Below are 11,784 nucleotides of genomic sequence, written 5' to 3' on the forward strand. Positions count from 1 at the left end.
GGATAAGTGAGTTGATATGAGGAATGGCTGAGAAAAAGACTATTATTGAGAAAATCTGGGAAGACCATGTTGTACATAGAGATGAGGGACAGCCGGATTTAATATACATTGATCAACATTTAGTTCACGAAGTCACTTCTCCTCAAGCATTTGAAGGGTTGCGGCTTGCCGGACGCAAAGTCCGCCGGCCTGACCTGACTTTCGCAACGATGGACCACAACGTCCCGACTAAGAACCGTGAAAATGTCAAAGATGAAATTTCAGCGAAACAGATGGATGCATTGAAGAAAAACTGTGCAGACTTCGGTGTCAAGCTTGCAGATATGTTCCACCCGGACCAGGGTATCGTGCACATTATCGGTCCTCAGCTGGGACTGACACAGCCCGGAAAGACGATCGTCTGCGGAGACAGTCATACGTCAACGCACGGTGCATTCGGTGCACTGGCATTCGGTATCGGTACTAGTGAAGTCGAACATGTCCTTGCGACACAGACTTTATACGGTGACCGTCCGAAAACGATGAACGTCAAAGTGAACGGACCTCTCGGAGCAGGTGTTACGGCTAAAGACCTGATCCTTGCGATCATCGCAAAATTCGGCGTCAAGTTCGGTGCGGGTTATGTGGTTGAATATACAGGAGAAGCTGTGCGTGACTTATCGATGGAAGGCCGTATGACGGTATGTAACATGTCCATCGAAGGCGGTGCAAGAGCCGGGTTGATTTCACCGGACCAGAAAACTGTAGACTTCCTGACAGGAAGGCGTTACGTTCCAAAAGATGAAGAAGAGTTTAGAGCATTGAGTGAAAAATGGCTGGCATATGCAACTGATGAAGGTGCAACTTATGATGAAACCATTGAAATCGATGCGACTGAAATCGAACCTCAAGTGTCATGGGGGACGAACCCGGGTATGGTTGTACCAATCAGCGGTGCCACACCGTCAGTCGATGGAGTGGACAACAAAGATGAAATTACACGTGCACTGACTTATATGGATCTGACGGAGAACCAGCCGATCACGTCCATCGAGATCGATCATGTGTTCATCGGGTCATGCACAAACTCCAGAGTTCCGGATTTGGAAAGTGCTGCTGAAATCATCAAAGGCAGGAAAGTGAAAGACGGTGTCAAAGCGATTGTTGTTCCCGGCTCTTTTTTAGTGAAGTCGGAAGCAGAAGAGCTTGGTCTGGATAAGATCTTCACAGACGCTGGATTCGAATGGCGTGACGCAGGATGCAGCGCGTGCCTCGGCATGAACGATGACATCATCCCTGCGGGCGGCCGCTGTGCATCAACGTCAAACCGTAACTTCGAAGGCCGCCAGGGCAACGGTGCAAGAACACATCTGGTCAGTCCTGAAATGGCTGCAGCAGCTGCAATCGAAGGACGATTCGTCGATGTCCGCAGTTATACGTTGGAAGAGAAAATTTCTTAGGAGGAGGATATCACATGGAAGCAATAGAGAAACATACAGGTAAGGTATATCCTCTGAACAGAGATAATGTGGATACCGACCAAATCATACCAAAACAATTTTTAAAGCGTATCGAAAGAACAGGTTTCGGGCAATTTTTATTTTATAACTGGCGCTTTGACGATGAAGGCAACTTGAAACAGGACTTTGATCTGGACAATGCGAAATATGAAGGTGCATCTGTAATGGTGGCAGGCGAAAACTTCGGCTGCGGCTCATCAAGGGAACACGCACCGTGGTCATTGCTGGACTTCGGTTTTAAAGTGATCATCGCACCGAGTTTTGCAGATATCTTCTACAGCAATGCCTTTAAAAACGGTATTATTGTAATTGAGGCAGACAAAGACAAAGTCGATGAGTGGCAGGACAAAGCACAAAGTGGAGACTTCCAATTGTCAGTTGATCTGGAGGAACAGACAGTGACTGCTGACGGTGAAGCATATAAATTTGACATCCCGTCATACCATAAGGAAAAACTTATCAACGGATGGGATGACATTTCGTTGACATTGCAGTTGGAGGATAAAATCAATCAATATGAGGAGAGTGGTCGCATGGGGATTTCTTAACCAGTGGATTAGTCCAGAATGCCTGGGAGGTACTCGGACATAAGATCCACAATACGCCTTTAGTCACATCGAATACTACGAACTTACGTACAAACAGAGATGTTTATTTGAAGATGGAGAATCAACAGAAGACAGGCGCATTCAAATTCAGAGGCGCAAGCTACAAGTTGATGAAATTATCTGCTGAGGAGTTATCAAAAGGAGTATTGACCGCATCTGCCGGCAATCACGCACAAGGCGTGGCACTTGCTGCAGCCCAGCTCGGTGCACAGGCGACAATATTCATGTCGGAAGCAACACCGACAAATAAAGTTGAAGCCACACGGGGCTACGGAGCAGAAGTGATTCTGGTGGGGGAGAGTTTTCAGGAAGCATATGATGCATCTCTTGAATACCAGCAGGAAACAGGGGCGACTTATATACACCCTTTTGATGACTACGATATTATGGCAGGTCAGGGAACGATTGCAATTGAAATGTTATCACAACAACCAGATCTGGATACATTGATTGTTCCTATTGGCGGGGGAGGCTTGATCAGCGGTATTGCCGTCGCTGCTAAAAGCATAAACCCGGATATACGCGTGATTGGTGTGCAGACTGACAGAGCACCATCAATGTTTAACGCTTATCATCAAGGACTGGTGGAACGATTGGAAAATGTATCAACGATCGCAGAAGGAATTGCAGTCAAAGAACCAGGTCAGTTGACATTGCCTATAATCAATAAGTATGTAGACGATGTAATTTGCGTATCGGAAGCAGAAATCGCTGATGCGATGATCTACCTTTTAGAAAGAAGCAAGACATTAGTTGAAGGTGCAGGTGCAGCAGCACTGGCATGCCTGCTCAGCCACCATGATGATATCAACTCCGATAAAACCGGTGTAATCGTCAGTGGAGGCAACATCGATATCTCGAAAATGCCCGACATCCAGAGCCTTGCAGCAGAACTCCGCAAAGAAGCGGGTTTAGCTGAAAAAGCATTCGGAGCACGATCAGGTGCATGTTCTCAATCGAGAGTCGATGCGAGAGCGAAATCAGCAGTATTAAGATGAAAGTCATAGATTGCAATGAGGCGCGCCCGGACTGTTCGGGCGCGTTTTTTGGCGTGGGGAGGTATTCAGCTGAGATGGTGGGTGTGGAGTTTAGTTATGAGTGAGATAGATGCTAACTAAACGTTTGAGGCCGTTTGCTGTGCAGATAGGCTTGGAATTATCGCTAACTAAACGCCTGAGACAGTCAGCTGTGCAGATAGGCTTGGAATTATCTCTAACTAAACGCCTGAGGCAGTCAGGTGTGCAGATAGGCTTGGATTTGACTCTAACTAAACGTCTGAGACAGTCAGCTGTGCAGATGAGCTTGGAATAATCTCTAACTAAACGCCTGAAACAATCTGCCGTGCAGATAGTCTGAAAATATCCACTATCTAAACGTCGAAAGGATAAAAAAATGTCCACTCAGCAACAATCACGTTACAAGTGAACATTATATAGAAATTTCATCAGAAATCGATGTAGCCTTTCAGCCGATATCTACGAATGGTTGAGCCACTGAAATGATTACCGCTGTATTTGGCTATCATTTCAGAATTGACTTGCCACGTCGAATTAAGAATGCGTAATTCTCTGATCAGCTGCTGGACGACTTCAGGTTTCGTCATCACATCACCGCACTCATCACAGACGAACTTATCCCGGTGCACGCGGCGCAGTCTGCTGTTGGCGCAATCGGCACAGAATACCCCGCCGGCGAGCTCTTCGAAGGTGACGTTGGCATCGCTGTCATAGGCAGACTTGAATATGCGTCTCGTGTCGAGCATCTCGACGAAGCGGCTGTAATCGTAACGGTTCGGCTTCAAAAGATACTTCAGACGTTTATTCAGATTGCTGCGGGTGTAGATGTTCGGGGGGTTCGGCAGATTGTAGATTGTCTGCTCCGGGTGAATGAACACCAGGTTGGCAGACAGATTGAACTGCATGTTGAAATCTTTCATCAGTGATGTCAATACGTTTCGGTGGCTGTCGACCTGGTTCATGGGATTGACGATTTCCCTGCCTCCGGCAAAGCGCCACGGCCGGTCGGCGTAATATTCCATGTCATACTGATAATTTTTGATCTCAAATGTATAGAGCTGATCATCTGTGATGATGATGTTATCTATCTGTACTTCTGACGGACCGTTCCCGACTTTTTTATCCCTGCCGGCAGAATCATCCAGCTGAAATCTGTAATCTTTCAAATGGACGACGGGGCAGGCGAGCATCTCGATTACAGAGTCAAACTGCAGCTCGCCCACGTGTCCCATCCGGCATTTATTGAAACTTTTCCTGTCTTCATCAGAAAGCATGGTGCGCCGGTTCAAAATCTCAAGCTGCATCAGCTTGACAGTTTTCGCTCTCATCAGTAAAACTTGATAAGTTCTGTCATCACTTTTTCTAAATCTTCGATGAATGCTTCATCTGTCTTCAGTTCCTCGTCCCCCGGCCGGTAGACTTTCCCGACTAAAAACTCGCCTTTTTTCACGTCACGCAACCTGATGAGGCCTGCTTCCAGATCTTCATCGGACAGTCCGGATAATTCTGGTTTGGCCGGTTTCATGTGGTCGAGGGAAATCGAATACTCCTGCGGAATTTCCCGGAACAGGTCCAGGTCATCCAGCCATTTCCCAGCTAGATTCTTCTTATCCGGTGACTCATATATCACGCCGTACATGCAGAAGGCGTGGTCGCCCCATAAGCCGATCTGGAAGTGGGGCATCATTTTGTAACCTCTTTTATTTGTGGAAAATGCAACCCATGTATCATCAGGCGGATTCACTTTGCGGCGGGCATGCATCGCAACGTGTGAAAACTGTTCGTCTCCGGTCAGGTCCGTAAGGAATCCTGAAAAGTGGCCGCCCAGATTGTACAGCTTCACGCGGGGACCTACTTTAATGCCCTCCATGCGTGCGTCCAGCCCGTCAATTTTGAAAGTGTCGAAATCTTTTTCAGTAAAGCGATATTTAGTCATATACTTTTTCCTTTCTAATAATATGCTTGTGAACTATGATAAAATAATAAAAGAAACCAATCAAACTTTTGAGGTGTATTTTATGGAAATCTATAAATTCGCACAAGAAACAGTTTTAGAAGCCGGGGAATTCATCCGCCGGCGCATGACTGAAGAATTCAGCATAAACAGTAAACAGAATCCGAATGACCTCGTCACGGATGTAGATAAAGAAACAGAAGACTTTTTGAACAACAGAATTAAAGAGCGTTATCCGGAACATAGGATCCTCGGCGAGGAAGGTCACGGCCGTGACATCACAGAGACCGGAGGTGTCATATGGATTGTCGACCCGATCGACGGCACGCTCAACTTCGTCCATCAGATGGAGAATTTCGCAATCTCCGTCGGGATCTATATCGACGGCAACCCATATGCCGGCCTGATACTGGATGTCATGAAAGGCGACCTTTATCACGCAGCGTTTGAGCACGGTGCCTATAAGAACGACGAGCTTCTGCCGGATATCGAGGAAACGAACCTTGCAACATCGCTCATCTCTACCAATTCGAACTGGCTGATCCGTGACGGCATAAACGTGCCATTCACCGACGTGGTCAAAAAGGCGCGCAGCACACGCTCACTCGGTTCGGCTGCGCTTGAATTCGTAAACGTGGTGCGCGGTACGAGCAGTGCAGCACTGTTCTACAGACTGCATCCATGGGACTTCGCAGGCGGCACCATCATCCTGACAGAAGTAGGCGGCATTACTACGACGCTGCTCGGCGACGAAATCAGACTGCTTGATACAAACAGCATTCTCGCCTCCAACAAGACGATTCACGGCGAAATCATAGAACACTTCAAAAAAGATGAGCCGTTCATCAGGAATCATAGGGAATTCCACCGCCTGTAAATTTATATTTCCGTGCTGACACTTTTTCAAAGAAATGTTCCGTAATCTTTTTGTAAGCATAATTATTCAAATGAAAACCGATATGCATATGGATGTCACTCCTCCGGAATTCTGCTGAAGGCTCCAATCTGCAAAGGCAGAAGAAATAGTCGCCGATCAGCTGATGAAGGCTGTCGATGGTGTGACAGACGCTGCACTGGATGATGTTGCTGTTGAACAGTGTCAGGTCGCTCGACCTGCATCCGGAACAGCGGAGGCCCGGAGTGAACATGTTCATATTGAAGCTGTACGTATGCTGCTGAAACAAGTCAGCCAGGCATGGGCGTATTTTTATTTTTAATGACGGCTGAATGTTCGATGGCTTTCAAATAGTATGGAAGGTTTTCTTTCGACAGGAAGAGATCGCTCTTACGCGTCTTCAATCGGAAGCGGTCGTTCATCATGACATATTTGACGATGATCGGGCGCTGGAATTCTCCTTCGTCGATCAGCTGGGACTTGAACATCTGATACAGCTTTTCGCTGCGGTTCAGATCCATGACAGCTTCATGACTGTCCGAGCACAATATGTTGAAAGGGTTGATGTAATGCCCGCCTTCCAGGTCATGAAGAATGAATATGTAGTAGCAGTAATCCGTGATCAATAGGACATGGACGAATTCAGAGCCGCCGTCAACGAAAACTTCAGAGTGCCAGTAAATATCCATGTTCGTCGTGTTTATGCCCTGTAAATACTGTTCGAATTCTTCTTCCAGGGCCTCGGAGCGGCACAGTGCCTGGTACTCCTTCGTTTCATCATCTGTGAATGGTAAGCGGTTGTACAAAAACTCATAAATTTTAAGCTTTTCATTCTTTTTGCGCATTTCATTTATCCCCCTTTTCTGTACTGTCTTTATTGTGCATAACAATCAAATTGTCGTCAAAATGCAACAATTTGATTTTGGGCATGAAAAAAGAACAGAAAATGGATTTCTGTTCTGCCGAAATACGGTTTCTGCCGGAAAAAAGCTGCAGAAATACGAAATTTGTAGTTTTTATAACCAGCCGTTTTCACGGTATTTTTTCTTGAGTGTAAAGCCGACGCCGAAAATACCGATAAATATTAAGACGGTCAGGAACGCCGGTATCCACATCGCTTCGGCTGCGAAGACAGAGAAGGCGACCATCATGGAAACGGCAAGAACAGCAAGTACCAGAAAGATCAGTTTTGATTTAGGTTTTTCCATTGCCACGTACTCCTTTAAAGTTCAATATTCTTCTGATTATAGCATAATCGCTTGTCATTTAATAGAATTACTGCTATATGATTCAGAGATTTATTGTGATATAATGGTACAGTTGAGGAAAGAAAAGATTCTAAAAACGAAGGGAAAGTCTTGATGAATTTAAGAGAAGATATCCGTAATATTGCAATTATCGCACACGTAGACCATGGAAAGACGACATTAGTAGACCAGTTATTGAAACAGTCTGGTATATTTCGTGAAAATGAGCATGTAGAAGATCGTGCGATGGATTCAAATGACATTGAAAAAGAACGCGGTATAACCATTTTGGCAAAAAACACCGCAATTGATTATAAAGATCACAGAATAAATATTCTGGATACGCCGGGACACGCAGACTTCGGCGGCGAAGTGGAGCGTATCATGAAAATGGTGGATGGCGTAATCCTTGTTGTGGATGCGTATGAAGGTACGATGCCCCAGACGCGTTTCGTGTTGAAAAAAGCGCTTGAGCAGGATTTGAAGCCGCTTGTGGTAGTGAACAAGATCGATAAGGATTCAGCACGCCCTGAAGCGGTCATCGACGAAGTGCTCGAACTGTTCATCGAGCTTGATGCAAATGATGAGCAGCTGGAATTCCCTGTCGCCTATGCTTCGGCAATCAATGGTACAGCAAGTCTTGAACCCGAACCTGAGAAACAAGAAGAGAACATGCAGTCCATCTATGACATGATTTTGGAATATGTGCCTGCACCGGTTGATAACAGTGAAGAACCGCTGCAGTTCCAGGTGGCACTGCTTGACTACAACGACTATGTCGGCCGTATCGGTGTCGGCCGTGTATTCCGCGGGGAAATAAAAGTCGGCGAGCAGGTTTCACTGATCAAAAACGACGGCAAGATAAAGAACTTCAGAGTGACCAAGATGTTCGGCTTCTTCGGTCTGAACCGTTTGGAAATCGAGCACGCCAAGGCGGGCGATCTGATTGCACTTTCCGGACTTGAAGATATCAACGTCGGAGAGACGGTGACACCGACGGACCATCAGGAAGCAATGCCGGTACTCAGAATTGATGAGCCGACACTTCAGATGACATTTTCCGTAAACAACTCGCCGTTCGCAGGACGTGAAGGCAAGTACGTTACGGCCCGTCAGATCCAGGAACGCCTGGATCAGCAGCTTGAGACGGATGTGTCATTGAAAGTTGAACAGACGGACCAGCCGGATGCATGGGTGGTTTCAGGACGTGGTGAACTTCATTTATCAATTCTGATAGAAAATATGAGACGTGAAGGTTTTGAACTTCAAGTGTCCAAGCCGATTGTTATCGTCAAAGAAATTGACGGCGTAAAATGTGAACCGTTTGAACGTGTCCAGATTGATGTGCCTGAAACAAATACAGGCGGTGTCATCGAATCACTCGGCGCACGTAAAGGCGAGATGCTGGATATGGTGAACACCGGAAACGGCCAGACGCGTATTACGTTTCTAGTACCTGCAAGAGGGTTGATCGGTTACAGAACTGAATTCATGTCCATGACGAGTGGATATGGTATATTAAACCATACATTCGAAGAATACCGTCCGGTGATTAAAGGGCAGATCGGCGGCAGACGTAACGGTGTGCTCGTATCGATTGATAAAGGTGCAGCATCGACTTATGCGATTCTGCAGCTTGAAGGCCGCGGTACGAACTTCATGGAGCCCGGTACGGATGTTTACGAAGGTATGATTGTCGGTGAAAATTCACGTGATAACGACCTGACTGTCAACATCACTAAAGTGAAAGCGGCAAACAACATCCGTTCTGCAACGAAAGAGCAGACTTCAACGATGAAAAAACCGCGCAGTATGACTCTTGAAGAAGCTCTGGAGTTTATTAACGATGATGAGCTTGTGGAAGTGACACCGGAAACTGTAAGGCTGAGAAAGAGTATACTGGATAAAAGCGCAAGAGAACGTTCACAAAAGAAAGAAAAGATAAGACTTGAATCGGAGTGAGTATAAGTGTTTCTCCCAGCTGTATTATCGAGTGCTTCAGTTAATGTAAATGAGCGCTTGACTTTTTTCGGCAGACTTTACGGCCTGGACACGAATCCTGAGACCGGAATGTGGCTGCTGTTCATCACAATATTCGCCTTATGCATACTCGTTTATGTACTCGGTTTTGCCCGTAAGATCAAACTGTGGCAAAATGTCATCGTCTATATTGCAATGTTCGCCGGCGCTTTAGTATTAACTTTCTTCGGTGCATTCCTGCCGGTTGCGGAAAGTTTGATCGTTGCTGCGATTGTACTTGGGCTGTACAGATTCAGACTGCACAGGGAACGTCGGGCAGGCAATATACCGCCAAAACAGAAAGAAAACTGATATAAAAAATCACGCCGGATTGTCCGGCGTGATTTTTAATTTATGGAGATGCCTGTGACATGCTGCAGTCTCGTTTCAATATTGTTATTTGAGAGGATGACCAGGTCGATCAGATTGTCATCATACATTCTCTTGCCGTCTTTACTGAACTGTGCGTAGTGTCTGCTCCGTTCATTGTACGGCAGAATTGTCGTGCCTTCGTCATGTGTATATGTAATCATCGCATCTTCGCCGCGTTCGGGCTCTGTGTACTCGAGGAAAGTATCCAGCTTGATGATGAATGTTTCTTCCAGCAGCTGTGAATTTTTATACTTCTTTTCTGACTTCAAAGTCGGCGGCTTGCTGCTGCCTTCAATGATCTCACGGTTCCATTCCGTATTATCGGAAAATGAAATGCCGTCGTCATCCTGTTCAGCTGCCAGCGCATCTTCCAAAGAAATTTTACGATCATCAAAAATCCATGTTGAAGGATCTAATGTAATTTGAAACTTGATATCTCCCAGAATCTGTATAACCATATAAAATCGCTCCTTATATTTCTCATTATATCAAAATATAGTTGGATATAATACGTCATTAATGAATTTCTAGTCTTTTGATTCCTTGCAATTTTCACGGTGGTGATATAAAATTTTTATTATAGTTAAAAGAGGGGGTAAGTGTGTCCATGAAAGAAGAATTGCGCCATCAGGCATATGAACAGCTTGAAGCAGACGCTGATCGTATTGTACAGCTGATTAAAGTTCAGATGGACAATTTGACGATGCCCCAATGCCCGGTCTACGAGGAAGTTTTAGACACCCAGATGTTCGGACTTTCCAAAGAAGTGAATTTCGCCGTACGTCTTGGGCTTGTTGATGCAGAAGATGGACGTGAGCTGTTGGAAAGCCTGGAAAAAGAAGTCTCGAAAGTCCATGATTTATATATGCAAGAGGAAAAACTTCAGTCTAAAGAAATTTAATCTTTAGACTTTTTTTAAATGAGGGGAACATTGTGAAATATGTCAAAGATTTTTTCAATTACGTCAAAGCTTATTCCAAATATGTAGATTTTACAATCATCATCATATATGTTCTGCTCAGTCTGACAGGGCTCGTCATGGTTTACAGTTCCAGCATGGTCATGGCTGCAAATAATGACAACATCTCTTCACCGGAGTACTTTTACATAAGACAGGGACTTTTCATCATCCTCGGCTTTTTCATAGTATTCTTTATGAGTTACTTCATGTCGGGTGAAATTTTAAAAAATAAAAAATTCCAGCTTACGGCAATTGTCATCATCATGCTGCTGCTGCTCTACACATTGTTTTTCGGTGATGTGGTCAACGGACAGAGAAACAGGATCGGAATCGGTCCATTCAGTCTGCAGGCGCAGGAATTTTTCAAAGTTCTGGTCATCATCTATATGGCATATATATATGATAAGAAGTTATCGCTTTCGAAAATGCAGAATCAGGATTACATTTATCCGCTGACATTCATCGGCGCATGTTCGGGTCTCGTACTGCTTACCGATTTCGGTACATGGATGGTTGTTGCAGCCATCATCATCGGTATCTTCATATACTCGGGTGTGCCGCTCAAATTCATCCTGAAAACAGGGCTTGTCATCACTGTAGCAGGCGGAGTGCTTATACTGATTTCCTACTTGTTCCAGGGTCAGATTTTATCGGATTACCAGATTGCACGTATAGAGACGTTCATGAATCCGTTTGTGGATCCGATGGGGGCAGGCTATCAGCTGACAAATTCATTGATTGCCATTTCCCACGGCGGTTTGACCGGCACGGGTCTCGGCGACGGTGTGATGAAGCTCGGTTATCTGCCTGAACCTCACACCGACTTCATTTTTGCAGTCCTCGCAGAAGAGCTTGGGCTCATCGGCGTATTTTTCATAATAATACTGTTCATGGTTTTAATATTCAAAGCTTTGAAATATGCTGCAGTATCCACGAACAAATTTTACAGTCTGATCTGTGTCGGTGTGGCACTGTATATCACACTTCAGCTTTTCGTCAATATCGGCGGGATTTCAAAGATCATTCCATTGACAGGGGTGCCGCTTCCGCTGCTCAGTTACGGGGGGTCTTCATTCCTCTCAGTTTCAATAGCGATCGGCCTTCTGATCATCGCTGCAAAACATGTAAAGAAAGAAAAAGAAGGGTTCGGGTAACCGGCAGTCAGTGATTGCCGGTTTTTATTTTTAAATTAATAGTGTGAATTTTATGATTT

Annotated in this window: 15 protein-coding genes; 10 read left to right on the plus strand and 5 right to left on the minus strand. The window is 45.3% G+C overall.

The genetic code is table 11. From position 1 onward, the window contains the following. Positions 1 to 23 precede the first annotated feature (23 nt). From leuC to ACY8DT_RS11165, 4 genes are all read left to right on the plus strand, one after another. A complete protein-coding gene (gene leuC / locus ACY8DT_RS11150; RefSeq protein WP_462420383.1) occupies positions 24 to 1,439 on the plus strand; it encodes a 3-isopropylmalate dehydratase large subunit in 1,416 nt (471 codons plus the stop codon). Positions 1,440 to 1,453: 14 nt separating this feature from the next. Continuing rightward, complete coding sequence (gene leuD / locus ACY8DT_RS11155; RefSeq protein ID WP_462420384.1) at positions 1,454 to 2,047, plus strand: 3-isopropylmalate dehydratase small subunit; 594 nt, start codon at positions 1,454 to 1,456, stop codon at positions 2,045 to 2,047. A 44-nt stretch (positions 2,048 to 2,091) separates the two neighbouring features. Then, on the plus strand, positions 2,092 to 3,105 hold the full coding sequence (gene ilvA / locus ACY8DT_RS11160; protein WP_462422264.1) for a threonine ammonia-lyase: 1,014 nt from the start codon (positions 2,092 to 2,094) through the stop codon (positions 3,103 to 3,105). Between the two features lie 109 nt (positions 3,106 to 3,214). Further along, the gene (locus ACY8DT_RS11165; RefSeq protein WP_462420385.1) at positions 3,215 to 3,418 is read left to right on the plus strand and encodes a hypothetical protein; all 204 of its coding nucleotides are present in this window, start codon (positions 3,215 to 3,217) and stop codon (positions 3,416 to 3,418) included. 133 nt (positions 3,419 to 3,551) lie between these two features. Here ACY8DT_RS11165 and ACY8DT_RS11170 read toward each other — a convergent pair whose 3' ends face one another. Then, positions 3,552 to 4,451, minus strand: coding sequence for a nuclease-related domain-containing protein (locus ACY8DT_RS11170; RefSeq protein WP_462420386.1), 900 nt, complete (start codon positions 4,449 to 4,451; stop codon positions 3,552 to 3,554). Beyond that, positions 4,451 to 5,059, minus strand: a complete 609-nt coding sequence (locus tag ACY8DT_RS11175; protein WP_462420387.1) for a YktB family protein — start codon at positions 5,057 to 5,059, stop codon at positions 4,451 to 4,453. Before ACY8DT_RS11175 ends, ACY8DT_RS11170 begins: the two co-directional genes overlap by 1 nt. Positions 5,060 to 5,141: 82 nt before the next feature. On the opposite strand from ACY8DT_RS11175, the gene ACY8DT_RS11180 reads away from it, so the two are divergent. Then, positions 5,142 to 5,954: an inositol monophosphatase family protein gene (locus ACY8DT_RS11180; RefSeq protein WP_462420388.1), complete on the plus strand. Its 813-nt coding sequence runs from the start codon at positions 5,142 to 5,144 to the stop codon at positions 5,952 to 5,954. A gap of 163 nt (positions 5,955 to 6,117) precedes the next feature. Next, entirely contained in the window at positions 6,118 to 6,294 is a 177-nt protein-coding gene (locus ACY8DT_RS11185; protein ID WP_462420389.1) for a hypothetical protein, read from the plus strand. Here the strand turns inward: ACY8DT_RS11185 and ACY8DT_RS11190 are convergent. Then, positions 6,263 to 6,817, minus strand: a complete 555-nt coding sequence (locus ACY8DT_RS11190) for a hypothetical protein (RefSeq protein ID WP_462420390.1) — start codon at positions 6,815 to 6,817, stop codon at positions 6,263 to 6,265. The genes ACY8DT_RS11185 and ACY8DT_RS11190 overlap by 32 nt on opposite strands. A gap of 171 nt (positions 6,818 to 6,988) precedes the next feature. Then, positions 6,989 to 7,180: a DUF5325 family protein gene (locus tag ACY8DT_RS11195; protein ID WP_462420391.1), complete on the minus strand. Its 192-nt coding sequence runs from the start codon at positions 7,178 to 7,180 to the stop codon at positions 6,989 to 6,991. 150 nt (positions 7,181 to 7,330) lie between these two features. On the opposite strand from ACY8DT_RS11195, the gene typA reads away from it, so the two are divergent. Both typA and ACY8DT_RS11205 read left to right on the plus strand, forming a co-directional pair. Then, positions 7,331 to 9,181, plus strand: a complete 1,851-nt coding sequence (gene typA, locus ACY8DT_RS11200) for a translational GTPase TypA (RefSeq protein WP_462420392.1) — start codon at positions 7,331 to 7,333, stop codon at positions 9,179 to 9,181. 6 nt (positions 9,182 to 9,187) lie between these two features. After that, positions 9,188 to 9,550: a YlaH-like family protein gene (locus ACY8DT_RS11205; RefSeq protein WP_462420393.1), complete on the plus strand. Its 363-nt coding sequence runs from the start codon at positions 9,188 to 9,190 to the stop codon at positions 9,548 to 9,550. A 35-nt stretch (positions 9,551 to 9,585) separates the two neighbouring features. Here ACY8DT_RS11205 and ACY8DT_RS11210 read toward each other — a convergent pair whose 3' ends face one another. Then, positions 9,586 to 10,068, minus strand: a complete 483-nt coding sequence (locus ACY8DT_RS11210; protein WP_462420394.1) for a hypothetical protein — start codon at positions 10,066 to 10,068, stop codon at positions 9,586 to 9,588. Between the two features lie 149 nt (positions 10,069 to 10,217). Here ACY8DT_RS11210 and ACY8DT_RS11215 point away from each other — a divergent pair, with 149 nt between their 5' ends. Both ACY8DT_RS11215 and ACY8DT_RS11220 read left to right on the plus strand, forming a co-directional pair. Then, positions 10,218 to 10,511 (plus strand): Fpa/YlaN family protein, encoded by a 294-nt coding sequence (locus ACY8DT_RS11215; protein ID WP_462420395.1) that lies wholly within the window; start codon positions 10,218 to 10,220, stop codon positions 10,509 to 10,511. 32 nt (positions 10,512 to 10,543) lie between these two features. Further along, positions 10,544 to 11,725 carry an FtsW/RodA/SpoVE family cell cycle protein gene (locus ACY8DT_RS11220; RefSeq protein ID WP_462420396.1) on the plus strand — a complete coding sequence of 394 codons (1,182 nt, stop codon included), beginning with the start codon at positions 10,544 to 10,546 and terminating at the stop codon, positions 11,723 to 11,725. Positions 11,726 to 11,784 lie beyond the last annotated feature (59 nt).

Source organism: Salinicoccus sp. Marseille-QA3875 (genome assembly GCF_054950095.1).

Bases quoted from the DNA above. Each gene is read 5' to 3' on its own strand.
- leuC (WP_462420383.1), top strand. From the start codon at position 24: ATGGCTGAGAAAAAGACTATTATTGAGAAAATCTGGGAAGACCATGTT.
- leuD (WP_462420384.1), top strand. From the start codon at position 1,454: ATGGAAGCAATAGAGAAACATACAGGTAAGGTATATCCTCTGAACAGA.
- ACY8DT_RS11165 (WP_462420385.1), top strand. From the start codon at position 3,215: ATGCTAACTAAACGTTTGAGGCCGTTTGCTGTGCAGATAGGCTTGGAA.
- ACY8DT_RS11170 (WP_462420386.1), bottom strand. From the start codon at position 4,451: ATGAGAGCGAAAACTGTCAAGCTGATGCAGCTTGAGATTTTGAACCGG.
- ACY8DT_RS11175 (WP_462420387.1), bottom strand. From the start codon at position 5,059: ATGACTAAATATCGCTTTACTGAAAAAGATTTCGACACTTTCAAAATT.
- ACY8DT_RS11180 (WP_462420388.1), top strand. From the start codon at position 5,142: ATGGAAATCTATAAATTCGCACAAGAAACAGTTTTAGAAGCCGGGGAA.
- ACY8DT_RS11185 (WP_462420389.1), top strand. From the start codon at position 6,118: ATGAAGGCTGTCGATGGTGTGACAGACGCTGCACTGGATGATGTTGCT.
- ACY8DT_RS11190 (WP_462420390.1), bottom strand. From the start codon at position 6,817: ATGCGCAAAAAGAATGAAAAGCTTAAAATTTATGAGTTTTTGTACAAC.
- ACY8DT_RS11195 (WP_462420391.1), bottom strand. From the start codon at position 7,180: ATGGAAAAACCTAAATCAAAACTGATCTTTCTGGTACTTGCTGTTCTT.
- ACY8DT_RS11210 (WP_462420394.1), bottom strand. From the start codon at position 10,068: ATGGTTATACAGATTCTGGGAGATATCAAGTTTCAAATTACATTAGAT.
- ACY8DT_RS11215 (WP_462420395.1), top strand. From the start codon at position 10,218: ATGAAAGAAGAATTGCGCCATCAGGCATATGAACAGCTTGAAGCAGAC.